The organism is Streptomyces sp. NPDC058000 (genome assembly GCF_042886435.1).
Classification (GTDB): domain Bacteria; phylum Actinomycetota; class Actinomycetes; order Streptomycetales; family Streptomycetaceae; genus Streptomyces.
Genome location: NZ_JBHVQS010000015.1, coordinates 54,595 through 80,059, shown reverse-complemented (window position 1 = coordinate 80,059; position 25,465 = coordinate 54,595). Strand labels below are relative to the sequence as shown.

General features: G+C 70.7%; 20 protein-coding genes. 13 read left to right on the top strand and 7 right to left on the bottom strand.

Annotation, left to right across the window (positions count from 1 at the left end; genetic code table 11):
- Positions 1–9 precede the first annotated feature (9 nt).
- Together ACFVT2_RS17600 and ACFVT2_RS17595 are read right to left on the bottom strand one after the other, a co-directional pair.
- Positions 10–921, bottom strand: a complete 912-nt coding sequence (locus ACFVT2_RS17600) for a hypothetical protein (RefSeq protein ID WP_390018343.1) — start codon at positions 919–921, stop codon at positions 10–12.
- Positions 922–1,179: 258 nt separating this feature from the next.
- Complete coding sequence (locus ACFVT2_RS17595) at positions 1,180–1,941, bottom strand: PIG-L deacetylase family protein (RefSeq protein WP_390018340.1); 762 nt, start codon at positions 1,939–1,941, stop codon at positions 1,180–1,182.
- A 203-nt stretch (positions 1,942–2,144) separates the two neighbouring features.
- Here ACFVT2_RS17595 and ACFVT2_RS17590 point away from each other — a divergent pair, with 203 nt between their 5' ends.
- The 6 genes from ACFVT2_RS17590 (at position 2,145) to ACFVT2_RS17565 (ending at position 9,301) form a co-directional block, all read left to right on the top strand.
- Positions 2,145–2,894, top strand: coding sequence for a GntR family transcriptional regulator (locus tag ACFVT2_RS17590; protein WP_390018337.1), 750 nt, complete (start codon positions 2,145–2,147; stop codon positions 2,892–2,894).
- 272 nt (positions 2,895–3,166) lie between these two features.
- Positions 3,167–4,849, top strand: coding sequence for an APC family permease (locus ACFVT2_RS17585; protein WP_390018334.1), 1,683 nt, complete (start codon positions 3,167–3,169; stop codon positions 4,847–4,849).
- A 244-nt stretch (positions 4,850–5,093) separates the two neighbouring features.
- A complete protein-coding gene (locus ACFVT2_RS17580) occupies positions 5,094–5,273 on the top strand; it encodes an SPOR domain-containing protein (protein WP_390018331.1) in 180 nt (59 codons plus the stop codon).
- A gap of 63 nt (positions 5,274–5,336) precedes the next feature.
- The gene (locus ACFVT2_RS17575) at positions 5,337–5,765 is read left to right on the top strand and encodes a (deoxy)nucleoside triphosphate pyrophosphohydrolase (protein WP_390018328.1); all 429 of its coding nucleotides are present in this window, start codon (positions 5,337–5,339) and stop codon (positions 5,763–5,765) included.
- Between the two features lie 242 nt (positions 5,766–6,007).
- Complete coding sequence (locus tag ACFVT2_RS17570) at positions 6,008–6,469, top strand: ATP-binding protein (protein WP_390018325.1); 462 nt, start codon at positions 6,008–6,010, stop codon at positions 6,467–6,469.
- A 162-nt stretch (positions 6,470–6,631) separates the two neighbouring features.
- Positions 6,632–9,301, top strand: coding sequence for a SpoIIE family protein phosphatase (locus tag ACFVT2_RS17565; protein WP_390018322.1), 2,670 nt, complete (start codon positions 6,632–6,634; stop codon positions 9,299–9,301).
- Between the two features lie 54 nt (positions 9,302–9,355).
- On the opposite strand, the gene ACFVT2_RS17560 is transcribed toward ACFVT2_RS17565, so the two are convergent.
- The 5 genes from ACFVT2_RS17560 to ACFVT2_RS17540 all read right to left on the bottom strand — a co-directional run bounded on the left by ACFVT2_RS17560 (position 9,356) and on the right by ACFVT2_RS17540 (position 14,834).
- Positions 9,356–10,768: an amidohydrolase family protein gene (locus ACFVT2_RS17560; RefSeq protein WP_390018319.1), complete on the bottom strand. Its 1,413-nt coding sequence runs from the start codon at positions 10,766–10,768 to the stop codon at positions 9,356–9,358.
- A 105-nt stretch (positions 10,769–10,873) separates the two neighbouring features.
- On the bottom strand, positions 10,874–11,671 hold the full coding sequence (locus tag ACFVT2_RS17555) for a succinate dehydrogenase/fumarate reductase iron-sulfur subunit (protein WP_390018316.1): 798 nt from the start codon (positions 11,669–11,671) through the stop codon (positions 10,874–10,876).
- Positions 11,668–13,590, bottom strand: a complete 1,923-nt coding sequence (locus tag ACFVT2_RS17550) for a fumarate reductase/succinate dehydrogenase flavoprotein subunit (RefSeq protein WP_390018313.1) — start codon at positions 13,588–13,590, stop codon at positions 11,668–11,670. The genes ACFVT2_RS17555 and ACFVT2_RS17550 overlap by 4 nt, the downstream gene beginning before the upstream one ends.
- Before the next feature lie 91 nt (positions 13,591–13,681).
- Positions 13,682–14,509 (bottom strand): hypothetical protein, encoded by an 828-nt coding sequence (locus ACFVT2_RS17545; RefSeq protein ID WP_390018310.1) that lies wholly within the window; start codon positions 14,507–14,509, stop codon positions 13,682–13,684.
- Positions 14,510–14,525: 16 nt separating this feature from the next.
- Positions 14,526–14,834 carry a hypothetical protein gene (locus ACFVT2_RS17540; protein WP_390018307.1) on the bottom strand — a complete coding sequence of 103 codons (309 nt, stop codon included), beginning with the start codon at positions 14,832–14,834 and terminating at the stop codon, positions 14,526–14,528.
- A 387-nt stretch (positions 14,835–15,221) separates the two neighbouring features.
- On the opposite strand from ACFVT2_RS17540, the gene ACFVT2_RS17535 reads away from it, so the two are divergent.
- From ACFVT2_RS17535 to ACFVT2_RS17505, 7 genes are all read left to right on the top strand, one after another.
- Complete coding sequence (locus ACFVT2_RS17535) at positions 15,222–17,519, top strand: ABC transporter family substrate-binding protein (RefSeq protein ID WP_390018304.1); 2,298 nt, start codon at positions 15,222–15,224, stop codon at positions 17,517–17,519.
- Positions 17,520–17,703: 184 nt separating this feature from the next.
- A complete protein-coding gene (typA, locus tag ACFVT2_RS17530) occupies positions 17,704–19,620 on the top strand; it encodes a translational GTPase TypA (protein ID WP_390018301.1) in 1,917 nt (638 codons plus the stop codon).
- Between the two features lie 217 nt (positions 19,621–19,837).
- Positions 19,838–21,460, top strand: coding sequence for an ABC transporter substrate-binding protein (locus tag ACFVT2_RS17525; RefSeq protein ID WP_390018298.1), 1,623 nt, complete (start codon positions 19,838–19,840; stop codon positions 21,458–21,460).
- Positions 21,461–21,480: 20 nt separating this feature from the next.
- The gene (locus ACFVT2_RS17520) at positions 21,481–22,404 is read left to right on the top strand and encodes an ABC transporter permease (RefSeq protein WP_390018295.1); all 924 of its coding nucleotides are present in this window, start codon (positions 21,481–21,483) and stop codon (positions 22,402–22,404) included.
- Positions 22,397–23,380, top strand: a complete 984-nt coding sequence (locus ACFVT2_RS17515) for an ABC transporter permease (RefSeq protein WP_390018292.1) — start codon at positions 22,397–22,399, stop codon at positions 23,378–23,380. The genes ACFVT2_RS17520 and ACFVT2_RS17515 overlap by 8 nt, the downstream gene beginning before the upstream one ends.
- A gap of 11 nt (positions 23,381–23,391) precedes the next feature.
- A complete protein-coding gene (locus ACFVT2_RS17510; RefSeq protein ID WP_390018289.1) occupies positions 23,392–24,402 on the top strand; it encodes an ABC transporter ATP-binding protein in 1,011 nt (336 codons plus the stop codon).
- Positions 24,389–25,423 carry an ABC transporter ATP-binding protein gene (locus ACFVT2_RS17505; protein ID WP_390018286.1) on the top strand — a complete coding sequence of 345 codons (1,035 nt, stop codon included), beginning with the start codon at positions 24,389–24,391 and terminating at the stop codon, positions 25,421–25,423. The genes ACFVT2_RS17510 and ACFVT2_RS17505 overlap by 14 nt, the downstream gene beginning before the upstream one ends.
- The last annotated feature ends 42 nt before the right edge of the window (positions 25,424–25,465 follow it).

Here is a 25,465-nt window from a genome sequence, read left to right as displayed (position 1 = left end):
GAACCGTTCTCAGCATGTGTAGCGCCCGTCGTCGAGGATTTTGCATTCCGTGACGAACGGTCCGTGCGAGCGGACCTCGAAGACTTGCTGCGGGCGTCCGGCGAAGCCGTGAACGACGAAATCCTTACCGTTGTCCGTGATGTCTTTGGTGTGTTCCCCGTCTGAATCGACGTAGCTGGCTTGGAATGCCTTCCAGGAGCAGTCCTGCGTTCCCGAGGTGACTTGTAGGCGAAGTCCTTCGGGGGCCGCGCCGTTTCCGAGGTCGATCTTCTTGTATTTGAAGAACGGCTCTCCGTAGTGTTCCTCCTCGTCCCCGGTGATGAGCGGGGTGGTGGTGGAACGCGTCAGGTCGAAGAACATGCCCTCGTAGCTGCCGCCGGCCTGTCCTCTCACCGAGATGACCGTGGCGGCTTTGGCGGGCGTGCACTGGAGTCCCTTGATGCGCATGCCGGTGATGACGAGGCTTGCTTTCCGATCGCTGAGGATGTCCATGAGCCACTCCTCCGAGTATCCGGGCGATTTGACCTTCATCGCAGGGTGCCGGACATCGGAGAAAGAGACGCCTCGTCCGTGGTGAGCCGTGTAGAAGGGGGTGAGCGGATCGCCCTTGGGTTCCATGCCGAGGAGGGTTTTCTTGTCCTGCGGCGAGAACGGCGAATCGAAGATCTGGGCCTCGGCGTATTGGGCGTCCAGGCGTACGGACGCCGAGAATGCGGGGCCGGCCCGGTCGGCTTTGTCGTCGGCCTCGTTGGAGACCCGCGCGTCATGCTCCGAGGTCAACCAGTCGGTGCCTTTCGTCACGATGAACGCGATGAGCGCGGCGAGGACCGTCCAGCACAGCCTGATGAGGATCTTGCGGTTCCGCCGGCGACGGTTCGGGTCCGCCGCGTCCGGCATGACGCCGTCGATCACGTCGTCCAAGAACGAAGGGGTGGGCGGGCGGTGCTGCTCCCTTCTTGCCGACGCCCCGTCGTCATCGGGAGTACCTGCCTGGCCGTCGTTCCCCGACGGGGGCGTGGGTGACGGCGACGCAGGTGGTGTCCCGCTTCCTGCCATGGGAGCTGCCTCACTGAGGTAAGTGACCGTCAACGAAAGGGTGTTGATGCTACGTCATGGCGCTCTCGCGCCTCGGTGACCCGATCTGGACGGTTGGCCCTGGCTCCGGGGGAGGGGCGGTGGCTACTGCGGAAACACCTCGAACAGGACGGCCGGGCGGCCGCGGTGGTGGGTGGCGCCGGTGCGCAGGGCGCGGTCGAGGAAGTCGCGGGCGTAGGCGTGCGGGTCCTGGTCGGGGGCGGTGAGGGCCCTGATGTAGGTGGTGTGGGCGGCCAGGGAGGCGACGGCGCGGGGGATGCCGGGGCCCACCTCGGCGGCGTGGGTGGGGCGGGGCGAGCCGGCCACGGCGGTCCAGCGGACGCCGGACCAGGGGGCCAGGCCCTCGGTGTCGGCGAGTTCGGGGAAGATCCAGCGGTTGGCGGCGTCGGCCGCGGCGTCCAGGACGGTGCGGCCCACCGCCCGGTGGTCGGGGGTGTTCCAGTGGGTGCCGAACCAGGTGTCGCGGTGGTTGAGGGTGATCAGCAGCTCGGGGCGGTGCCGGCGGACCGCGGCGGCCAGGTCGCGGCGGAGCGCCGGGCCGGCCTCGATGACGCCGTCCCGGTGGCCGTCGAGGAACTCGACTGCGCGGACGCCGACGTGGGCCGCGGCGGCGCGCTGTTCGGCCTCGCGGACCGCGGCGCACGCGGGGGGCGCGAGGCCGTCGATGCCGGCCTCGCCGCGGGTGACCAGGAGGTAGCGGATCTCCCGGCCGGCGTCGGCCCATTCGGCGATGGCGGCCGCGGCGCCGTATTCGAGGTCGTCGGGGTGGGCCACGACGGCCAGCGCGCGCTGCCAGTCGTCGGGCATCGGATGGAGGGAGCTGACGGCGGCGTTCTCGGTCGGCATGGCGGCCCCTTTCTGCACGGTGACGATCGTGACACGGTCGGATACGGAACGTGGTGGAACGGGTGTTTCGGTGGGGCCGGGGGTTTGGCGTGGGCGGCAGCTGAGCTGCGTTCATTACTTTGAGTGAATATCTGGCCTGGACTTGCGGTCGGCAACACGCGGTTGTCACGCTGTTGCTGACCGTCAAGCTGTTGGGAGGGCATGTGCCTTTCGGTGAGCAGCCCGCGTACCTCCGCGTCGCCGGCGACCTGCGCCAGAAGATCGTCGACGGGGTGCTGGCCCCGCACACCCGACTCCCCTCCCAGGCGCGTATCCGCGAGGAGTACGGCGTCTCGGACACCGTCGCGCTGGAGGCGCGGAAGGTCCTGATGGCCGAGGGCCTGGTGGAGGGCCGGTCCGGGTCGGGGACGTACGTGCGGGAGCAGCCGGTGCCGCGCCGGATCGCCCGCGGCGGCTTCCACAGCCGGGGCTGCACGCCGTTCCGCCAGGAGCAGACGGACGAACGGGTGCGGGGCACCTGGGAGTCCAACAGCGAGCAGGAGGCGGCCGGTTCGGCGGTGGCGGCCCGGCTGCGGATCCCGGTGGGCGCCAGGGTGATGCGGACGCGCTACGTCTTCCGTGCGGAGGGGGAGCCGTCGATGCTCTCCACCTCCTGGGAGCCGCTGGAGATCACCGGGCGGACGCCGGTGATGCTGCCGGAGGAGGGCCCGCTGGCCGGGCGCGGGGTGGTCGAACGGATGGCCGCCATCGACGTGGTGGTGGACAACGTCGTCGAGGAGGTCGGGGCGCGGCCGGGGCTGGCGGAGGAGGCGATGGCGCTGGGCGGGGTGCCCGGCCATGCGGTGCTGGTCGTCTCGCGGACGTACTTCGCGGGCGGCCGCCCGGTCGAGACGGCGGATGTGATCGCGCTCGCGGCGCGCCACCGGGTCGCCTACCACCTACCGGTGAAGTAGGGGCGACGCGAACTCCCCGTGGTTGCCAAGTCGACGCCTCGTAGGGGGAACCTGCGGGATTCGTAGCGTTCGATGGCAAGAAAATCCGGCCGAGATATGTGTCCGGTTTGGGGTAGTTTTTCGAGAAATGTCATCCGGATATCGGTGTTGGAAACCTCACAGAGGCTCAACTAGGCGGGTTTTTTTAGCCGGTGTGGGAACCGGATCTTCGGATTCGCTCATACGATGGCGAAGTTTGTGCACGGCACGGGGGAAGACCAGGAGACCAGCACGTGACCACGACGAAGACAGCGAGTGCGGAGCAGGGTTCGCACTCGTCGAACTACCGTCGGTCCCTCGGGACCATCGCCCTGACCGCCACTGGTCTCGGGTCCATCATCGGTTCCGGCTGGCTGTTCGGGGCCGAGCGGGCCGCCGCCATCGCCGGTCCGGCCGCGATCCTCGCCTGGGTCATCGGCGCGGTCGTCGCCCTGACCATCGCGCTGACCTACACCGAGCTCGGCTCGATGTTCCCCAAGGCGGGCGGCATGGTCCGCTACGGCCAGTACTCGCACGGCTCGCTCGCCGGGTACCTGGCGGCCTGGGCCAACTGGATCGCCATCGTCTCGGTGATCCCGGGTGAGGCCACCGCCTCCGTCCAGTACATGAGCAGCTGGGACTTCAGCTGGGCCAAGGCGCTCTTCGACGGCACGGAGCTCACCGGCTCCGGCGTCGCGGTGGCCAGCGTCCTGCTGGTCTTCTACTTCTTCATGAACTGGTTCGCGGTCTCGATGTTCGCCAAGACGAACACCGCGATCACGGTCTTCAAGGTCGTGGTGCCGATCCTCACCGCGGGCGCCCTGATCCTGTCCCACTTCGACACCGGCAACATCGAGCGCGGCGGCGGTTTCGCCCCGAACGGCTGGAGCGCGGTCCTCAGCTGTGTGGCGCTCTCCGGCATCGTGTGGGCCTACAACGGCTTCCAGTCGCCGCTGAACCTCGCCGGCGAGGCGCGCAACCCCGGCCGTTCGCTGCCCAAGGCCGTCGCCTTCTCGATCGTCATCGCGCTGGTCATCTACCTCGCGCTGCAGGTCGCCTTCCTCTTCGCGGTGCCCGCCGGGGACCTGAGCAAGGGTTGGGGCGGTCTCTCCTACCACTCCCCGCTCGCCGAGCTGGGGCTCGCCTGGGGCCTGAACTGGCTGGCGCTGCTGCTGTACGCGGACGCGTTCGTCTCGCCGTCCGGTACGGGCATGATCTACGCCGCCACCACCTCGCGCATGATCCAGGGCGTCCAGGAGAACGGGCACCTGCCGGGCATCTTCGGCAAGGTGGACCCCAAGACCGGCATTCCGCGTCCGGCGCTGGTGCTCAACCTCGGCGTCGCGTTCCTGTTCCTCGCGGTCTTCCGCGGTTGGGGATCGCTCGCCGAGGTCGTCTCGGTCGCGACCGTCATCTCGTACATCACCGGCCCGGTCGCCGTGATGGGCCTGCGGCGGCTGTCGCCGCACATGAAGCGGCCGGTGAAGCTGCGCGCCATGCCGGTCATCGCACCGATCGCGATGATCTTCGGGTCGCTGGTCCTGTACTGGGGCAAGTGGCCGCTCACCGGCAAGGTCATCTTCATCATGGCCGTCGGGCTCCCGGTCTGGGTCTGGTACGAGATCGTCCGGCCGTGGAAGCAGGGCCGCAACCACCTGCGCGAGCTGGTGCCGCACCTGAAGGCGGGTGCGTGGATGGTGGTCTACCTGCTGGTCATGGCGGCCGTTTCCTACCTGGGCGGCAAGGAGTTCGGCGGCAAGGGCTACCTGCCGCCGGGCCTCGACCTCGCGGTGGTCGCGGTGATCGCGCTGGCCTTCTACTTCTGGGGCGTGCGCAGCGCCTGGCGCAACCCCTCGCTGGCCAAGGTCGAGGCCGAGCTCGCGGCGGAGGAGAGCGCCGCCGAGGCGGCCGGCGAGAAGGCTCCGACCGGCGCCTGAGCGGCCGTTCGCGGCGCGCTCCCGTCCACGTACAACCGCCCGGCCTCCCGGGCTTCCACCGGCCACTCGCGGGTCGATCCTGGTGTTCCAGGTCCCGCGGGTGGCCGGTTCGGTCTCTCTTTGTGTAAATCCATATCCGGTGCGTAAAGGTCGGGCGTAGGGTCGGGCATATGCGGAATGCGATTTCGGCATCAGCACAGGAGGGGCGCGCCGCGGCGCGCTGCGCGGCGGACGGAGGGGCGCAATGACCGACAACGAGACCGCGCTGCCCTGGCTCGTCATCCGCCAGGACGAAGGCGGTAACCGCTATCGCGTCGGCCGCTATGCCACCCGGGCGGAGGCGGAGCGGGTCGCCGAACGCCTCGACACCCGTGGCAATCAGCGGCTTTACGCGGTGGAGCGGGTCAGTCAGGGGGCCTCGTAGGGAGACGGGCGAGGAAAGCGGAGCGGGGAGCGGGAGGCGGGCGGGGGACGTAGGCTGCCGCGCATGACGACGGTGCGCGTAGTGGTGGGCGGCGCGGTGTGCGACCGGGGGCGGCTGTTGGCCGCCCGACGGAGCGCGCCGCCCGCGCTGGCTGGCCGCTGGGAGCTGCCCGGCGGCAAGGTGGAGGACGGCGAGACGCCGGAGCAGGCGTTGGTCCGCGAGCTGCACGAGGAGCTGGGCATCGATGCCGCGCCCGTGGAGCGGATCCCGGGCGAGTGGGTGCTGCGGCCCGGCTACGTGCTCCAGGTGTGGACCGCCCGGCTGGTCTCCGGCCGGCCGGAGCCGCTCCAGGATCACGACGAGCTGCGCTGGCTGCGGCCCGGCGAGGAGCGCGAGGTCGACTGGCTCGACCAGGACCGTCCGGCGGTCGCCGAGGTGATGCGCCGGTTGGGCTCCAAGCCCGCGGTGGGGATCCCGGGCGCGCGGCTGTAGGGCCGGGGCCCGACAGCGGGCGCGCGCCCCCGGTGGGCGCGGGTCGCGCGGCCGCCCGGACCGGTCGCCGATGTCCGCCCGCTCGCCGGGTGTGCCCACGGTGCCCGGGGATCGCTGCGAGATGCGCCATTTGTGCCACAGTGCACGGTTGAAGGCGGTACTTGCCACTCGATACCGGGTATGTCCTGATTAGCCCCATTCGACGGGGGTCGGGTACGACGGGGGACCCCTCGGCCTGGGAAGTGATCGGCGTGAGCGACAGCGCAGCGGCAGAGGGCCCGGAACCCGGTCCCCCCGAAGTCCGCAAGCGCGGCAGGGCGTCCGGTGCGCCGAGCGCCGAATGGAGCTTTCCGGCGGACCCCGGCGCGGTGCGCACCGCCCGCACCATGGTCCGTCAGGTGCTCGACGACTGGGGACTGAACGGCGCCGCCGACGTCGCGGTGCTCCTGGTCAGCGAACTGGTCACCAACTCACTGCGGTACGCCAGCGGTCCCATCGGCGTGCGCATGGTGCTGCTCGGCGCCGGGGCGCTGCTCGTCGAGGTCTCCGATCCGCTGCCCGACCCACCGCGGAGCCGCACCGCCACCCCCGATGACGAGGGGGGACGTGGACTCCAACTGGTCGCGCACACCTCGCGGCGCTGGGGCACCCGGCAGGGAAAGAGTGGCAAGACAGTGTGGTTCGAGCTGTCTGTGGCTGGTTAGGACTCATGAGGGGTCCCGATCGTTGCCATTTCATCGACATTTTGTAGATGGCCTGCGATCGAGACTGTGCTGTGATCGTGAAGACCGTGTTCCGGATAGCCGAGGTGCTGGAATACTCGGCAGGTCCGGTCCGGGCACGATGAGCTGGAGGGGACGGGGCTCGTGAGCGAGAAGTCATCTGGCGGGGTGGTACCTGCGCAGAACGGTGGCCGGGACGGTACGTACGGCCCGGTGGACCCAGGCGGACATCGCCATGCCCGCGAGCCGCAGGGCGCGCCCGTATGGCAGAGCAGCCGGCCCGGGTCGATCTACGACTACATCAAGGTCGCCTCGTTCTCGCTCGGCCCCGACGGACGCATCGACCAGTGGAGCGAGCGCGCCGCGCAGATGCTCGGCATCCCCGCCCGCCACGCCCTCGGCAAGGACCCCGTCGAAGCCTTCGTCCCCAGCGAGTTCAGCGAGACCGGGCGCCGCAAGGTGTCCGAGATCCTGGACGGCCGGGAGTGGACCGGACTGGTGCCCTACCGCCGGGAGGCGGACGGCGCGGTGGACGGGCTCGCCGAGATCTACGTCATGCCGGCCGAGAACGAGGACGGCGAACGCGGCGCGGTCTGTCTGGTCGTGGACGTCCGGGCGCTCCGCGGCATCGAGACCGACCTCGCCGCCGCGCAGGCCGTTTTTGGTCAATCCCCCATGGGTTTCACCCTGTTCGGCACCGACCTGAAGCTGCTGCGGGTCAACGAGCGCTTCGCCACCGTCTTCGGCGGCCCGGCCGGCAAGTACCGGGGCGGCACCCCGCACGACTTCCTGCCCCGCCCCGAGGCCGAGCGGATGACCGTAGCCCTGCGCCGCGTCCTTACGACCGGCGAACCGGTCAGCGAGATGCAGCTGGTCGGCCACGTCCCCGGCGAGGACGACCGCCGCCGCTGGTCGATCTCGCTCTACCGGCTGCACGGCGCCAGCGGCCGCCCCATCGGCGTCGCCGCGCTCGCCTCCGACGTCACCGGCCGCCGCCGCGCCGAACGCGAGGCCGCCAACGCCCGCCGCAACCTCGCACTGCTCAACGAAGCCGGCGCCCGGATAGGCAACTCCCTCGACCTGGAGACCACCGCACGCACCCTGCTCGACGTCGCCGTACCGCAGTTCTGCGACCTGGCGTCGGTCGACCTCTACCAGGGGCTGCTGGCCGGCGACGAGGCGCAGCCCGGGATGAGCGACGGCAGCGCGGAGCTGCGCCGGGTCGCCTTCGCCAGCGCGGTCTCCGACGCCCCGCTCCCCGGGGGGGCGCCCGAGGAGGCGCCGGTCGCGGTCGGCGCCGTCCACCGCTACCCCTTCAACTCCCCGTGCGCGGCCGCCCTGCGGACCGCCCAGGCGCAGATCATCCCCGGCCGGGAGAGCGACGAGGGGCCGGAACTGGGCGCGGTGGTGCACTCCACGCTCGCGGTGCCGATGGTCGCCCGGGACACCGTCGTCGGCCTGGTGCAGTTCTCCCGCACGAAGGGCAGCGAACCGTTCGGTGAACGGGACACCGCGCTGGCGGTCGAACTCGCGGCCCGGGCCGCGGTCTGCATCGACAACGCCCGCCTCTACCGCCGGGAGCACGAGCGGGCCCTGATATTGCAGCGCAGCCTGCTGCCGCCCGGCGACCCGGAGGCGGCCGGCCTCGACATCGCCTGTCGCTACCTGCCCGGCACCACCGCCACCGAGGTCGGCGGCGACTGGTTCGACGTCATCGAACTCCCCGGGCACCGCACCGCGTTGGTCGTCGGCGACGTCATGGGCCGGGGCCTGCGCGCCGCGGTCGCGATGGGTGAACTCCGCACCGCGGTCCGCACGTTGGCGCTGCTGGACCTGGAGCCGGCCGAAGTCCTGGGGGCGCTGGACGAGATCGCGCGGGGGCTGGGCGACAGCGGTGACCGGGGGGCCATGGCGCGGTCCGCGCGCAGCCGCTCGGGGGCGCCGGCCGGCGGGCCCGCCCAGGGCCGCTCGGCCCGGACCGCCGACCTCTCCGAGGTCTACCTCGCCACCTGCGTCTACGCCGTCTACGACCCGATCACCCGGGTGTGCACCTTCGCCAACGCCGGGCATCTGCCGCCGGTGTTGGTCGAGGAGGGCGAGGAGGCGCTGCTGCTGGACGTCCCGCCGGGGATGCCGCTGGGCGTCGGCGGGGAGCCGTTCGAGGAGATCGAGGTCGAGGTGCCGGACGGCGCGCTGCTGGCGCTGTACACCGACGGTCTGGTGGAGTCCCGGCACCATCCGCTGGACGAGGGGCTCCAGGCGTTCCGCCGCGCGCTCTCGGACGCCGGCCGGCCTTTGGAGGACGTCTGCGACCACGTCCTGTCCGCCCTGGACACCTCGCACGGCGAGGACGACATCGCGCTGCTGATGGCCCGGGTGCACGGGCTGCCCAAGGACGCGGTGGGCGACTGGAGCCTGGCGCCGGAGCCGCGTTCGGTCGCCCGGGCCCGCGAACTCGCCCGCGACCAACTCACCGACTGGGGGTTGCAGGCCCTGGTCGACACCACGGAGCTGCTGGTCAGCGAGCTGGTGACGAACGCCCTGCGGCACGGGCACGGGGAGATCCGGCTGCGGCTGCTGCTCGACCGGACGCTGGTCTGCGAGGTCTGGGACGCCGATCTCGCCCAGCCGCGGCGGCGCCGGGCCCGGGACACCGACGAGGGCGGCCGCGGTCTGCAACTCGTCGGCCTGCTGAGCGAGCGCTGGGGCAGCCGGCGCACGCCGCGCGGCAAGACCGTCTGGTTCGAACTCGCCCTGCCGGACGGCGACGCGACGCCGATGGACCCGGCGGAGGCGTTGCTGAGCCTGTTCTGAGGGGCCGGGGCCCCGGGGGACCCGGGTGGACGGACCCGGGTGCGGTGGGGCGGGTCAGGCGTTGTGGAGGTGGGCGGCGGCCAGTTCGGCCTCGCGGACGACGCGTTCGGTGTCGACGTGCAGCAGCGCGCCCTGTGACTTGCGCAGGTAGCCGTCGACGAAGACCTCGCTGACGTTCGGCGGCTGGCCGTTGAGGACGATCTGGCTGGTCCAGTCGAAGCGCGGGGCGAAGTTGAGCGTGCCGGGGTCGAGGACGACGACGTCGGCTCGCTTGCCCGGGGTCAGCGAACCGACCCGGTCCGCCATCCCGATGGCCTCCGCACCGCCCAGGGTCGCCATCCGCAGCACCGCCGGGATGGTCGGGTGGATCCCGGCGTCCTCGTGGCGGGCCCGCTGGAGGCCGACCGCCGCCTTCATCACGTTGAACATGTCCGAGGTGTCGTTGGTCCCGCCGTCGTGGCCGAGCCCGGCCTTGACGCCGTGCTGGTGGAACGCCGGCAGCGGGCAGATCCCGGGCGCCAGGCGCATGTTGCTCAGCGGGCAGTGCGCGATCCGCACGTCGTGCTCGCCGGTCAGCGCGATCTCCTCGTCGGTGAGGTGGATCGCGTGGTTCATCAGCAGGTTCGGGCCGAACGCGTCGATCTCGCGCAGCGAGCGGATCGGGTCGTCCTTGCGGTCGCCGTGGTTCTCCAGGACGTGCGAGTTGAACATCACCCCCAGGTCGCGGGCGACCGCGTAGAGCGCGCGCAGTTGCTTGATCTGGCCCATCCCGGCGTGCGCGGAGACCTGGACGGAGGCCAGCGGCAGCGGGTCCAGGAAGTCCTTCTTGATCTTGGGGATGAGGTGGGCGTCGGCGGCGCTCTGCGTCGAGGCGTAGACGAAGCGCAGAGCGGAGTCGTCCAGCGCCCTGATGTAGCGCTCGCTGGTGTCGTACGGGATGGGGTGCACCCAGTCGACGAGGGTGGTGACGCCCGTCTGGAGGGCGTCGAGCGCCGCCAGGTGGACGAAGCGGTACATGTCCTGGGGGCCGATCTTGGGAAGCGTGGCGCGGTTGCAGTCGCCCAGCCAGCCGTAGAGGTCCTCGTTCGAACAGCCACCGCGGATGCTGGACTGCCACAGGTGGTTGTGCAGGTCGACGAAGCCCGGCAGCACGATCCTGCCGCGGGCGTCCAGCACGCGGGCGCCGTCCGGGGCGGTCAGGGCGCGGCCGACGGCGGCGACGGTGCCGTCCCGGAGGAGCACATCGACGCCGTTCTCCAGTTGGCCGAGCGGGCCTTCACCTACGCGGGGATCCATGGTGAGGACCAGGTCGGCGCCGCGCAGCAGGGTGGTCCGACGGCGGCCGGGTGCCTCCGTCGGGCGGTCGGGGCGGTCCTGGGCGAGTTCGGGGAAGCCGGCCGCGGCGGCCAGGGGGACCGTGCTCAGGCCGGCCAGGACCCGTCGCCGGTTTAATCTTGGAAGATTCATTCCGTTCTTATACCGCGGCTGTTCGAATCCGCCGTAAGGATGTTTTCGGCCATGTGATGCTGCGTCAGAAATGCTGCAAGTGGGGCTACTTGGGCGTCCGGCGGGTCATTCCGTCCGGCGTCGGATCTTGTTCCCGAGCCACACCAGGGGGTCGTATTTGCGGTCCGCGGCGCGCTCCTTCAGCGGGATCAGCGCATTGTCGGTGATCTTGATGTTCTCGGGGCAGACCTCCGTGCAGCACTTGGTGATGTTGCAGTAGCCGAGTCCGTGCTCGTCCTGCGCGGTGCGCTTGCGGTCCAGCCCGCGGGCCGGCGCGGCGTCCAGCGGGTGCATGTCCAGCTCGGCGATCCGCATCAGGAACCGCGGGCCGGCGAAGGCCGTCTTGTTCTCCTCGTGGTCCCGGACGACATGGCAGGTGTTCTGGCACAGGAAGCACTCGATGCACTTGCGGAACTCCTGTGACCGGTTCACGTCCTCCTGCTTCATCCGGTACTCGCCCGGCCCCAGCTCGGCGGGCGGGACGAACGACGGGACCTGACGCGCCTTGGTGTAGTTGAAGGAGACGTCGGTGACCAGGTCACGCAGGACGGGGAAGGTCCGCATCGGGGTGACGGTGATGGTCTCGGTGCGCCCGAAGACCGACATCCGGGTCATACACATCAGCCGCGGCCGTCCGTTGATCTCCGCGCTGCACGAACCGCACTTGCCGGCCTTGCAGTTCCAGCGGACCGCGAGGTCCGGTGCCTGGGTCGCCTGGAGGCGGTGGATGATGTCCAGCACCACCTCGCCCTCGTGCACCTCCACCTCGAAGTCCCGCAGCGCGCCGCCGTCCGCGTCGCCCCGCCACACCCGGAAACGCGCCTGGTAGGCGCCGGAACGCTGCTCCGCCTGTCGCTCGCTCACCGGCTCAGCTCCTCGTCCGTCAGATACTTCACCAGCTCGTCCTTGTCGAAGAGTTCGAGGAGATCGCGGCGGATCGGCGGGGTCTCGCGGCGGGAGAGCCGGATCTGCCCCAGCGCCGGATCCGGATCGCCCGACTCGGCCCGGGCGTCGGCGAGTCGGCAGACCAGATTGACGTTGCGCCAGCGCCGGTCCATCTCCGGATGGTCGTCCCGGGTGTGCCCCCCGCGGCTCTCGGTGCGCTCCAGGGCCGCCCGCGCCACGCACTCGCTGACCAGCAGCATGTTCCGCAGGTCGAGGGAGAGGTGCCAGCCCGGGTTGTACTGCCGGTGGCCCTCCACGCCGGCCCGCCGGGCCCGCGCCCGCAGCTTCGCCAGCCGATCCAGCGCCTCGGCCATCTCGCCCTCCCGGCGGATGATGCCGACCAGGTCGTTCATCGACTGCTGGAGCTCCTGGTGCAGGGTGTACGGGTTCTCCGCCGGGCCGCGGCCGTCCTCGGCGCTGAACGGGCGCAGCGCCTCGGCCTCGGCGGCGTCGATCTCGTGCGGTTCGGGGGCCGGCCGGGCGCGCAGCTCGCTGACGTACTCGGCCGCGTACAGCCCGGCGCGGCGGCCGAAGACCAGCAGGTCCGAGAGGGAGTTGCCGCCCAGCCGGTTGGAGCCGTGCATGCCGCCGGCCACCTCGCCGGCGGCGAACAGCCCCGGCACCCCGGTCGCCGCCGCGGTGTCCGGGTCCACCTCCACCCCGCCCATCACGTAGTGGCAGGTCGGGCCGACCTCCATCGGCTCGGCGGTGATGTCCACGTCCGCCAGCTCCTTGAACTGGTGGTGCATGGACGGCAGTCGGCGGGTGATCACCTCGGCCGGCATGCGCGTCGACACGTCCAGGAAGACCCCGCCGTGCGGGGAGCCGCGACCCGCCTTGACCTCGGCGTTGATGGCCCGCGCCACCTCGTCGCGGGGCAGCAGCTCGGGCGGTCGGCGGTTGCGTTCGGGGTCCTCGTACCAGCGGTCGCCCTCGGCCTCGGTCTCGGCGTACTTCTCCTTGAAGACGTCCGGGATGTAGTCGAACATGAACCGCTTGCCGTCGCTGTTGTGCAGCACCCCGCCGTCGCCGCGCACCGACTCGGTGACGAGGATGCCCTTGACCGACGGCGGCCAGACCATCCCGGTCGGGTGGAACTGGACGAACTCCATGTTGATCAGCGGCGCGCCGGCCAGCAGTGCCAGGGCGTGCCCGTCGCCGGTGTACTCCCAGGAGTTCGAGGTCACCTTGAAGGACTTGCCGATGCCGCCGGTGGCCAGCACCACGGCCGGCGCCTCCAGCACGAAGAAGCGGCCCGACTCCCGGTCGTAGCAGAAGACGCCGGTGACCTTGCCGTCCGTCTTCAGAACGCGGGTGACGGTGCACTCCTGGAAGACCTTCAGCCCCTCCTCGTAGGAGCCGGAGACCCGCTCGTCCTCCTGCTGGAGCGAGACGATCTTCTGCTGGAGGGTGCGGATCAGCTCCAGGCCGGTCCGGTCGCCGACGTGCGCCAGCCGCGGGTACTCGTGGCCGCCGAAGTTGCGCTGGGAGATCCGGCCGTCCGGGGTGCGGTCGAAGAGCGCGCCCCAGGTCTCCAACTCCCAGACCCGGTCCGGGGCCTCGCGGGCGTGCAGCTCGGCCATCCGCCAGTGGTTGAGGAACTTCCCGCCGCGCATGGTGTCCCGGAAGTGCACCTGCCAGTTGTCGTGCTCGTTGGCGTTGCCCATGCTGGCCGCGATGCCGCCCTCGGCCATCACCGTATGGGCCTTGCCGAACAGGGACTTGCAGATCACCGCCGTTCGCATGCCCGCCTCGCGGGCCTCGATGGCGGCGCGCAGCCCGGCGCCGCCCGCGCCCACCACGACCACGTCCCAGGTCTGCCGGTCCACATGCGCCATCAGCGGCACACCTTCCCTCGGTTTTCTTCGGTTTTCCGCGGGCTTTCTCGGGCTTTGTCGGCTGTCCTCGGCGGCCCTCGGCTGTCGTCCGTCAGAAGAAGCGCGGGTCCTCGAACGCTCCGCTGGCCAGTAGGAAGACGTAGAAGTCCGCCAGTGCCACGCTGATCAGCGAGGACCAGGCGAGCAGCATGTGGCGGGCGTTGAGCTTGCTGACCCAGCCCCACATCCGGTAGCGCACCGGGTGCTTGGAGAAGTGCCGCAGCCGGCCGCCGACGATGTGCCGGCAGGAGTGGCAGGAGAGGGTGTAGGCCCAGATCAGCGCGATGTTGGCGAGGAAGAGCAGCGAGCCCAGGCCCATATGGCCCCAGTGGTACTGCGCGTCGCGGAAGGTCAGCGCGGTGTCGTAGGTGAGGACGCCGGCGACCAGCACCGCGAAGTAGAAGAAGTAGCGGTGGACGTTCTGGAGGATGAGCGGGAAGCGGGTCTCGCCGGTGTACTTCTGGTGCGGCTCGGCGACCGCGCAGGCCGGCGGGGAGGCCCAGAAGCCGCGGTAGTACGCCTTGCGGTAGTAGTAGCAGGTCAGCCGGAAGCCCAGCGGGAAGATCAGGATGAGCAGGGCGGGGGACAGGCCCCACCAGCTGCCGAAGACGTCCCAGTTGGGGCCGCCGCGCATGGTGTGGCAGTTCTCCGCCAGGCACGGCGAGTAGAACGGCGAGACGTAGGGGGCGTGGTAGTAGTCGGCGTTCGCGAACGCCCGCCAGGTGGAGTAGACGACGAACGCGAGCAGTCCGGCGGCGGTGCCGGCCGGCGCCAGCCACCAGCGGTCGGTGCGCAGATGGCGGGCGGGGATGGCGGCGCGCGAGGCATCGTGCACGCCGGTTGCGCCCGATTGCGGTGCGGGTTCGATGCCAGTGGCCAACGTTACGTCTCCGTCCTTACGGCGCGTGCCGGTCCTTGGCGCCCAGGCCCTCGTCCTCGGCGTCCGTCCACAGCGCGGCGTTGTAGGGGGTGTCGGGGACCGGCACCATCTCGTCTTCGGGTTTGGCGGGTTCGGCGGGCCGGCCGGACGGGGCGCCGGCCTGGCTCTGCTTGAGCAGCGCCAGGCTCTCCCGCAGGTGGTCCGTGTCGCTGCGGACCCGACGGACGTCCAGCCCGCCGCCGATCCGTGTCTCCAGTTTTCCGACTGCCTGGACCAGGGCGTCCAGGCTGCGTTCAACCGCCGTCAAGTCGTCCTGTACGGACATCACATGCCCTCACTTCGTGACGTGTGGTGGGCGATCTCATGCGCCCGAGAGTGTCGCGCGTCACAGTAGGGCTTGGGAAGGGGGCAGGCACGAGTACGACTCGAACCGGTGCGTTCCGGACCCGCTTCACCCCACGGAGCGTCGAACTCGGGTGCGAGCGAAGCCGGTACGGGGGCGCGCGAAGCGGTCGACGCGCCCCGTGGTTCGTCAGCCGGCGGGGCCGGGATTGGGCCGGGTGGGTGGCCTTCGGCGGGTCCCCGACGTGTCGGGCGACCCCGAAGCGGACGGTCACCTTCAGTAGGGAGCCCATAGATGTGATGAGCCGCAAAGTCGGCCGGACGTGTTACTGCGGCTCGGCGCGGCGCGGGCGAGCCGGAGGGAACAGCCATGACCGACCACGTCAGCTCGGGCGGCGCGGTGTGCCGGAGGCGCCGCTGTGCCGCGCTCGTCGCGGTGGGGGTGCTGCTCCCGCTGCCGGTCCTGGCCGGTTGCAGCGAGGGTGACACCGCGTCCTCCGTCGCCCAGTCCCAGGACATCGCGCCGGCCCCGCGCGGGGCGGTCAAGGACGGTGGCACGGTCCGCTGGGCGATCGACACGCTGCCCAGGACCTTCAACGCCTTCCAGAGCGACGCCGACGCGGCCACCACCCGGGTCACCGGAGCCGTCCTGCCCAGCCTGTTCACCCTCGATGCCAACGGCCGGCCGCAGCGCAACGCCGACTACCTCGCCGCCGCCGACGTCAGCGCCCGCGAGCCCCGGCAGGTCGTCACCTACCAGCTCAACCCCAAGGCGCGGTGGAGCGACGGCCGGTCGATCACCGCCGCGGACTTCCTCGCCCAGTGGAACGCGCTGCGCGGTAAGGACAACGCGTACTGGACGGCCCGCAACGCCGGCTACGACCGGATCGCCAAGGTCGAGGCGGGCACCAAACCGCACCAGGTCAAGGTCACCTTCGCCCGCCCGTACGCCGACTGGCAGTCGCTCTTCACCCCGCTCTACCCCAAGGGCGTGATGGGGGAGGCCAACGCCTTCAACGACGCGGCGCGGGAGAGACTCCCGGTCGGGGCGGGCCCGTTCCTGGTGCAGAAGCGGGACGCCGACCGCGGCACCGTCACCCTCGTCCGCAACCCCACGTGGTGGGGCGACCGGGCCAAGCTCGACCGGCTGGTGCTGACCGCGCTGCCCCGGGACAAGCGGTCCGCGGCGCTGGCCGCCGGATCGGTCGACGTCGCCGCGGTCGACCAGGGCGCCGCCAAGCAGGTCGCCCAGGCCGCCGCGCCGGCCACCGCCGAGGGCGTGGACGCCAAGGCCGAGGGCGCGCACGCCAGGAAGTCCGCGCTGCGCGGCTACGTCCTCCGCAAGGCCCTGGAGCCCGCCTACACCCAGCTCGCCCTCAACGGCAGCGCCGGGCCGCTCGCCGACCAGCGGGTGCGTCGCGCGGTGGCCCGCGCCATCGACCGGCAGGCGCTGGCCGACACCGTCCTCAAGCCGCTGGACCTGCCCGCCGAACCGCTCGGCAACCACCTGCTGATGGCCGGGCAGCACGGCTACGAGGACCACAGCGACGCGATCGGCGACCCGGACTCGGGGGCGGCCAAGAAGCTGCTCGCCGACGCCGGCTGGAAGCCGTCCGGCCCGGCCGTGCCGCAGCCGGCGGAGGAGGAGCAGGCCGGCGCCGGCCGCGCGGTCACGCCGGACCGGGCCGACGACGGGTACGCCGCGGACGGCGATGCCGGGAACGACGGCCGCAACCTGCACCGGCCCGGCGCGGCCGCGGACCGGGACGACGCCCGCCCGGCCGCCGCCGAGGCGCCGCTGTCCTTCATGGGCGCGGTCGGCTCCGAGGTCCAGCAGGCCGCCCTGCTGCGGCAGAGCGCGGCGCTCTACAAGTCCGAGGCCGCCGAGGAGAAGGCGGCGGCCGCCGGGGACACCGGGTCCTCGGCGTACGCGAAGTACCGGCGGTACAAGAAGCGGGCGGCGCAGGCGCTGGGCGCCGCCGAGCTGATCGAGACCGGGCAGGCCCCGCACCTGCCGGGGGCCGCGGCCGGTCACGCCGCCCTGCGGGCCGGCACCGGCCTGTTCCACGCCCGGCAGGCCGGCACCGGGCACTCCCCGGCGGCCGCCGCCGGCCGGGCGCCCGACCGGGCGCCGGTGATGAAGAAGGACGGCCGGCCGTTGGCGCTGCGCTTCGTCCTCCCCGACGGGCCCGGCTCGGAGCAGCTGCGCACCGTGGGCCGGCGGATCGCCGGGATGCTGAACCGGATCGGGGTGCAGACCACCGTCCAGCGGGTCCCGGACGCCAGCTACTTCCAGGACCACATCGCCTCCGGCGACTTCGACCTGGCGCTGTACTCCTGGCCCGGCACCGCCTTCCCGGCGACCGACGCCCGCCCGATCTTCGCCAAGCCGCAGCCGGCCCCGGACGGCTCGCTGACCGTCGAGCAGAACTACACCCGGGTCGGCACTGACCACATCGACCAGCTCTTCGACCAGGCCGCCTCGGAGCTGGACGGGGACGCCGCGCACACCCTGGTCGAACAGGCCGACGCCCGCATCTGGGCGGCCGCCGGGTCGATCCCGCTGTATCAGCGGCCGGAGCTGGTGGCCACCCGGAAGACGCTCGCCAACATCGGCGCGTTCGGCTTCGTCACTCCCCGCTTCCAGGACATCGGTTACACGAAGTAAAGGCCACGCCAGAGCTAATCTTTGGTAAGAAACCGCAGGTCAGAGGTGCTGCGTACGGGCTGAGGCGGCCGTTCTCGCCGCAGCCCCGTACCATGGGGTGAGGCCGTGGCGTAGTTGTGCCCGGCGGGCGCGCGTACCGGACCGTACGCGCCGCCATCCACGATTCCGGGAGAAGCGCCGCACTATGGCCGTGTCCGCCACACGTCACGACATCCGCAACGTCGCCATCGTCGCCCACGTCGACCACGGCAAGACGACCATCGTCGACGCCATGCTCAAGCAGGCGGGCGCCTTCGCCGCGCACGCCGCCGAGTCCCTCGACGACCGCATGATGGACTCGAACGATCTGGAGCGTGAGAAGGGCATCACGATCCTCGCCAAGAACACGGCGGTGAAGTATCACCCCAAGGACGGCGGGGAGCCCATCACGATCAACATCATCGACACCCCCGGCCACGCCGACTTCGGTGGCGAGGTCGAGCGCGGTCTGTCGATGGTGGACGCCGTCGTGCTGCTGGTCGACGCCTCTGAGGGCCCGCTCCCGCAGACCCGCTTCGTGCTCCGCAAGGCCCTCCAGGCCCGGATGCCGGTCATCCTGTGCATCAACAAGACCGACCGCCCGGACTCCCGGATCGACGAGGTCGTCAACGAGACCTACGACCTGTTCCTCGACCTGGACGCGGACGAGGACCAGATCGAGTTCCCGATCGTCTACGCCTGCGGCCGTGACGGCATCGCCTCGCTGACCAAGCCGGAGGACGGCACCGTCCCGGCGGACTCCACCAACCTGGAGCCGTTCTTCTCCACCATCCTGGCGCACGTCCCGGCCCCGACGTACGAGGAGGAGGCGCCGCTCCAGGCGCACGTCACCAACCTCGACGCCGACAACTTCCTCGGCCGTATCGCGCTGCTCCGCGTCGAGCAGGGCGAGCTGCGCAAGGGCCAGACCGTCGCGTGGATCAAGCGTGACGGCAGCACCTCCAACGTCCGCATCACCGAGCTGATGATGACCGAGGCGCTCACCCGCAAGCCCGCCGAGAAGGCCGGCCCGGGTGACATCTGCGCGGTCGCCGGTATCCCCGACATCATGATCGGCGAGACGCTGGCCGACCCGGAGAACCCGGTCGCGCTGCCGCTGATCACGGTCGACGAGCCGGCGATCTCCATGACCATCGGTACCAACACCTCGCCGCTGGTCGGCCGGGGCGGCACGGGCAAGGGCGCGAGCGCCAAGGCCGCGGTCAAGGACCGCAAGGTCACCGCCCGCCAGGTCAAGGACCGCCTGGACCGCGAGCTGATCGGTAACGTCTCGCTGCGCGTCCTGGAGACCGAGCGCCCCGACGCCTGGGAGGTGCAGGGCCGCGGTGAGCTGGCGCTGGCCATCCTGGTCGAGCAGATGCGCCGCGAGGGCTTCGAGATGACGATCGGCAAGCCGCAGGTCGTCACCAAGCAGGTCGACGGCAAGACCTACGAGCCCGTCGAGCGCATGACCATCGACGTGCCCGAGGAGCACATGGGCGCCGTCACCCAGCTCATGGGTGTCCGCAAGGGCCGGATGGACAACATGTCCAACCACGGCTCGGGCTGGGTCCGCATGGAGTTCGTCGTCCCCTCCCGCGGTCTGATCGGCTTCCGCACGGAGTTCCTGACCAACACCCGCGGCACCGGTATCGCGCACTCCATCCACGAGGGCCACGAGCCGTGGTTCGGCACCCTGACGACCCGTAACAACGGCTCGCTGGTCGCCGACCGCTCGGGCGCGGTCACCGCCTTCGCGATGACCAACCTCCAGGAGCGCGGTGTGCTGTTCACCGACCCCGGCACCGAGGTGTACGAGGGCATGATCGTCGGCGAGAACTCGCGCTCCGACGACATGGACGTGAACATCACCAAGGAGAAGAAGCTCACCAACATGCGCTCCTCCTCGGCCGACTCCTTCGAGGCGATCGTGCCGCCGCGCAAGCTCTCCCTGGAGCAGTCGCTGGAGTTCTGCCGCGACGACGAGTGCGTCGAGGTCACCCCGGAGGCCGTGCGCATCCGCAAGGTCGTCCTGGACCAGAAGGAGCGCGGCCGCAGCGCCTCGCGCGCCAAGCACGGCTGACCCCACCACGGTTCTTCCTGGCGCCCCGTCGGACACGGTCCGGCGGGGCGCCGCCGTATGCCCGTACGGCGTCGGTCATCCGAGGGGTTTCCCGGGGGTTCGGAGCAGTGGCGGCCGGTGCCGGGGTGCGCTATGCCCTGGTTTGGGCTCTGATGTGGGCTACGCGTGGTCCCTGTGACGACGCGTGACCCGGAGTCCGGACCCGTAAGGAGGCGCCATGCGCGGAGCCGTGCGCGCGAAGTGGGCCGGCTGCCTGGGGGCCGCGGCCCTCGCGGCCACCGGATGCGGGGGCGGTACCGCCGGGCCGGGCGGCTCCGCCGTGGTCAGCGCCTCCTGGGGAGACCCGCAGAATCCGCTGGAGCCGGCCAACACCAACGAGGTGCAGGGCGGCAAGGTCCTGGAAATGCTGCTGCGCGGTCTCAAGCGCTACAACCCCGGGACAGGCGCCGCGGAGAACGTCCTGGCCGAGAAGATCGAGTCCCAGGACGCGCGGCACTACACCGTGACCCTCAAGCGCGGCTGGACCTTCAGCAACGGCGAGAAGGTCACCGCCAAGTCCTTCGTGGACGCCTGGAATTACGGCGCTTTGCTGGACAACAAGCAGAAGAACGCGTCCTTCTTCCAGTACATCGACGGCTTCGACAAGGTGCACCCGGACCAGGGCTCACCCACCGCGAAAACCCTCTCCGGGCTCCAGGTGAAGGACGACCACACCTTCACCGTCACGCTGAACCAGAAATTCTCCAGCTGGCCGGACACCCTGGGCTATTCGGCGTTCATGCCGCTGCCCCAGACGTTCTTCCGCGACCACGCCGGCTGGCTGAAGAGGCCGATCGGCAACGGCCCGTACCTGGTGGATTCGTACACCAAGGGCAGTGTGCTGAAGATGCGGAAGTGGAAGCGGTACCCGGGTCCCGACCGGGCGCAGAACGGCGGGATCGACCTGCGGGTGTACACCGACAACGACACCGCCTACACCGATCTCCAGGCCGGGAACGTGGACCTGGTGGACGATATTCCGGCCGCCCAGCTGAAGAACGTCCGGTCCGACCTCGGCAACCGCTATCTCAACCAGCCGGCCGGCATCATCCAGACCCTCACCTTCCCCATGTACGACCCGCACTGGGGAAAGCCCGGGATGGAGCGGGTGCGGCGCGGCCTGTCGATGGCGATCGACCGGCACCAGATCACCAAGGAGATCTTCCAGAACACCCGCACCCCGGCCACCGACTGGACCTCACCGGTCCTGGGGGTCAAAGGCGGCTACCAGACGGGGGTCTGCGGCGACGGCTGCGTCTTCGACCCCGCCAAGGCCCGGCAGCTCATCAAGGACGGCGGCGGAATTCCCGGCGGCCGGATGACGATCACGTACAACGCCGACACCGGCTCGCACAAGGACTGGGTCGACGCGATCTGCAACAGCATCAACAAGACGCTGGGGAACGACAAGGCGTGCGTGGGGAATCCCGTCGGCACCTTCGCGGATTTCCGCAACAAGATCAGCGCCCGGCAGCTGACCGGGCCGTTCCGGGCCGGCTGGCAGATGGACTACCCGCTGATCCAGAACTTCCTCCAGCCGCTCTACTACACCAACGCCTCCTCCAACGACGGGAAGTTCAGCAACCCCGAATTCGACAAACTGGTCAACCAGGCGAACGCCGCCCCGGACACCCGGCAGGCGGTGGCGAAATTCCAGGACGCGGAGCGGATCCTCGCCCGCGAGATGCCGTCCATTCCGCTGTGGTACCAGAACGGAAGCGGCGGCTATTCGGACCGGATCAGCAATGTGCGGCTCAATCCGTTCAGCGTGCCGGTCTACAACCAGATCACGGTCGGCTGACCGCGGAGGCAGGCGCGCTCATGGGACGTTATGTGATCCGGCGGCTGCTCCAGATGATCCCGGTGTTCATCGGCAGCACCTTTCTGATCTTCCTCATGGTCTACGCACTGGGCGACCCGGTCGCGGCGATGTTCGGCGACCGGGCGCCGGACCCCGCCACCGCGGCGCAGATCCGCCACGACCTCTACCTCGACCAACCGCTGTGGAAGCAGTACCCGCACTACATGGGCCAGATCTTCCAGGGGAACTTCGGCACCGCCTTCAACGGCCAGCCCGTCACCGAGCTGATGGGCTCGGCCTTTCCCATCACCCTCCGGCTCACCGTGGTCGCGATCGTCATCGAGATGGTGGTGGGCATCGCACTGGGGGTGTTCAGCGGACTGCGGCGCGGCCGGGGCATCGACACCACCGTGCTGGTCCTGACCCTCGTCGTGGTCTCCGTACCGACCTTCGTCAGCGGCTACCTGCTCCAGTTCGTCTTCGGCGTGAAGTGGGAATGGGCCGCCCCGACCGTCGCCATCGAGGCGCCACTGGGTCAACTCCTGCTGCCCGGACTGGTGTTGGCGCTGGTCTCGCTCGCCTACGTCACCCGGCTGACCCGGACCTCGATCGCAGAGAACGCCCGTGCCGACTACGTCCGCACCGCCATCGCCAAGGGGCTGCCCCGGCACCGGGTCATCACCCGCCACCTGCTGCGCAACTCCCTGATCCCGGTGGTCACCTTCATCGGCACCGACATCGGCGCGCTGATGGGCGGCGCCATCGTCACCGAGCGGATCTTCAACATCCACGGCGTCGGATACCAGCTCTACCAGGGCATCCTCCGGCAGAACTCGCCGACCGTGGTGGGCTTCGTGACGATCCTGGTGCTGGTCTTCCTGATCGCCAACCTGCTGGTCGACCTGCTGTACGCCGTCCTCGACCCGAGGATCCGCTATGAGTGAGCCGCACGTCCCCCAGGAAGCCATCGGCCACGGCGACGGCGGCACCGCCGCACTCGCCATCGGCGAGGCCGAATCCCTGGCCCGGGCCCCCGGCGCCGGACCCCCGCCCCCGGGCGGCGAACCCACCGGCAGGCCCCGCAGCCTGTGGAGCGACGCCTGGCACGACCTGCGCCGCAACCCGGTCTTCGTGGTCTCCGCGCTGGTCATCGTCTTCCTGGTGGTCATCGCCCTCTGGCCGCAACTGATCGCCACCGGCAACCCGTACCGCGCCGACCTGTCCAAGGCCCAACAGGGCGCCACGCCCGGCCACCCCTTCGGCTACGACACCCAGGGCCGGGACGTCTACACCCGGGTCGTCTACGGCGCCCGCGCCTCCATCACCGTCGGCACCTGCGCCACCGCCGGCGCCGCCCTCCTGGGCAGCCTGCTCGGCGGCCTGGCCGGCTTCTTCGGCGGCTGGTGGGACACCCTGCTCTCCCGGCTCGCCGACATCTTCTTCGGCATCCCGGTGCTGCTCGGCGGGCTGGTCTTCCTGTCCGTGGTCACCAGCACCACCGTCTGGCCGGTGGTCGGCTTCATCGTGCTGCTCGGCTGGCCGCAGATCTCCCGGATCGCCCGCGGCTCGGTCGTCACCGCCAAACAGAACGACTACGTCCAGGCCGCCCGGGCGCTGGGCGCCGGCAACGGGCGGATGCTGCTGCGGCACATCGCGCCCAACGCCATCGCCCCCGTCATCGTCGTCGCCACCATCGCCCTGGGCACCTACATCTCCCTGGAGGCCACCCTGTCCTACCTCGGCGCGGGCCTCAAACCCCCCACCGTCTCCTGGGGCATCGACATCTCCGCCGCCTCCACCCACATCCGCAACGCGCCCCACATGCTGCTCTGGCCCGCGGGCGCGCTCAGCATCACGGTGCTGGCGTTCATCATGCTCGGCGACGCGGTGCGCGACGCCCTCGACCCCAAGCTGCGCTGAGGAGGCGTCAGATGACCAACGGCGGCACACCCCCGGCCGAGCCGCTGCTCGACGTCCAGGACCTCCGGGTGGAGTTCCGCACCCGGGACGGGGTGGCCAAGGCCGTCAACGGCGTCAGCTACACCGTGGCGGCCGGCCAGACGCTGGCGGTGCTCGGCGAATCCGGTTCCGGCAAGTCCGTCACCGCCCAGGCCGTGATGGGCATCCTCGACACCCCGCCGGGCTTCGTCACCGGCGGCCGGATCCTCTTCCAGGGACGCGACCTGCTCACCCTGGGCAAGGAGGAGCGCCGGAGGATCCGCGGCACGAAGATGGCGATGATCTTCCAGGACGCGCTCTCCGCCCTGAACCCGGTGCTCAGCGTCGGCGCCCAACTCGGCGAGATGTTCCGGGTGCACACCGGGGCGTCCCGCAAGGAGGCCCGCGCCAAGGCCGTGGCACTGATGGAACGGGTCGGCATCCCGGCGGCCCGGGCGCGGGTCGGGGACTATCCGCACCAGTTCTCCGGCGGGATGCGCCAACGCATCATGATCGCCATGGCGCTCGCCCTGGAGCCGGACCTGATCATCGCGGACGAACCGACCACCGCCCTGGACGTCACGGTCCAGGCCCAGGTCATGGACCTGCTGGCGGAACTGCGCCGGGAGTACCGGATGGGCCTGATCCTGATCACCCACGACCTGGGTGTGGTCGCCGACGTCGCCGACACCATCGCGGTGATGTACGCGGGCCGGGTCGTCGAGACCGCCTCCGTCCACCAGCTCTACAAGGCGCCCGCGCACCCGTACACCCGCGGCCTGCTGGAGTCCGTGCCCCGCCTGGGACACAAGGGCCAGGAGCTGCACGCGATCAAGGGCCTGCCGCCGAACCTCACCGCCGTCCCACCGGGCTGCGCCTTCCACCCCCGCTGCCCACTGGCCCGCGACATCTGCCGCACCGACCGCCCGCCGCTCTACGAAGCCGGACCGGGCCGGGCCAGCGCCTGCCACTTCTGGAAGGAGACCCTCGATGGCGCCCGGTGAACCGCTCCTCGAAGTCCGCGACCTGGTCAAGCACTTCCCGCTCACCCGGGGCGTGCTGGTCAAGAAGCAGGTGGGTGCGGTCAAGGCGGTCGACGGGGTCTCCTTCGACCTCCGGCAGGGCGAAACCCTCGGCATCGTGGGGGAGTCCGGCTGCGGCAAGTCGACCGTCGCCAGGATGCTGGTCGGGCTGGAGCGGCCGACGGCCGGGCACATCCGGTACCGCGGCGAGGACATCACCCACCTGTCCGGGCGCGCCATGAAGGCCGTCCGCCGCAACATCCAGATGGTGTTCCAGGACCCCTACACCTCGCTGAACCCCCGGATGACGGTCGGCGACATCATCGGCGAGCCCTACGAGATCCACCCCGAGGTGGCGCCCAAGGGGGACCGCCGGCGCCGGGTCCAGGAACTCCTGGAGGTCGTCGGGCTCAACCCCGAGTTCATCAACCGCTATCCGCACCAGTTCTCCGGCGGCCAGCGCCAGCGCATCGGGATCGCCCGCGGCCTGGCCCTCCGCCCGGAGATCATCGTCGCGGACGAGCCGGTCTCCGCCCTCGACGTCTCCGTCCAGGCCCAGGTCGTCAACCTGCTGGCCCAACTCCAGGACGACTTCGGGCTCTCCTACGTCTTCATCGCGCACGACCTGTCCGTCGTCCGCCACCTCTCCGACCGGGTCGCGGTGATGTACCTCGGCAGGATCGCCGAACTCGGCACCGGCGAGCAGATCTACGACCACCCCACCCACCCGTACACCCAGGCGCTGCTCTCCGCCGTCCCGGTGCCCGACCCCGACGCCCGTGCGCACCGCGAACGCATCCTGCTGAGCGGTGACGTCCCGTCCCCGGCCGACCCGCCGTCCGGATGCCGGTTCCGCACCCGCTGCTGGAAGGCGCAGGAGCTGTGCGCGCGGGTCGAGCCCCCACTGGCGGTCCCGGCGGCGTTCCAGGACACCGAGGGCCCGGCGCGGCACGCCTCGGCCTGTCACTTCGCGGAGGAGCGGCAGGTGGTGCCGAGCGAGTAGGGCGCGGGAACGCGGCGGAGCCCGCCTCCCTGGGGAAGCGGG

Bases quoted from the DNA above. Each gene is read 5' to 3' on its own strand.
- ACFVT2_RS17595 (WP_390018340.1), bottom strand. From the start codon at position 1,941: ATGCCGACCGAGAACGCCGCCGTCAGCTCCCTCCATCCGATGCCCGAC.
- ACFVT2_RS17580 (WP_390018331.1), top strand. From the start codon at position 5,094: ATGACCGACAACGAGACCGCGCTGCCCTGGCTCGTCATCCGCCAGGAC.
- ACFVT2_RS17575 (WP_390018328.1), top strand. From the start codon at position 5,337: ATGACGACGGTGCGCGTAGTGGTGGGCGGCGCGGTGTGCGACCGGGGG.
- ACFVT2_RS17560 (WP_390018319.1), bottom strand. From the start codon at position 10,768: ATGAATCTTCCAAGATTAAACCGGCGACGGGTCCTGGCCGGCCTGAGC.
- ACFVT2_RS17550 (WP_390018313.1), bottom strand. From the start codon at position 13,590: ATGGCGCATGTGGACCGGCAGACCTGGGACGTGGTCGTGGTGGGCGCG.
- ACFVT2_RS17540 (WP_390018307.1), bottom strand. From the start codon at position 14,834: ATGTCCGTACAGGACGACTTGACGGCGGTTGAACGCAGCCTGGACGCC.
- ACFVT2_RS17535 (WP_390018304.1), top strand. From the start codon at position 15,222: ATGACCGACCACGTCAGCTCGGGCGGCGCGGTGTGCCGGAGGCGCCGC.
- typA (WP_390018301.1), top strand. From the start codon at position 17,704: ATGGCCGTGTCCGCCACACGTCACGACATCCGCAACGTCGCCATCGTC.
- ACFVT2_RS17525 (WP_390018298.1), top strand. From the start codon at position 19,838: ATGCGCGGAGCCGTGCGCGCGAAGTGGGCCGGCTGCCTGGGGGCCGCG.
- ACFVT2_RS17520 (WP_390018295.1), top strand. From the start codon at position 21,481: ATGGGACGTTATGTGATCCGGCGGCTGCTCCAGATGATCCCGGTGTTC.
- ACFVT2_RS17515 (WP_390018292.1), top strand. From the start codon at position 22,397: ATGAGTGAGCCGCACGTCCCCCAGGAAGCCATCGGCCACGGCGACGGC.
- ACFVT2_RS17510 (WP_390018289.1), top strand. From the start codon at position 23,392: ATGACCAACGGCGGCACACCCCCGGCCGAGCCGCTGCTCGACGTCCAG.
- ACFVT2_RS17505 (WP_390018286.1), top strand. From the start codon at position 24,389: ATGGCGCCCGGTGAACCGCTCCTCGAAGTCCGCGACCTGGTCAAGCAC.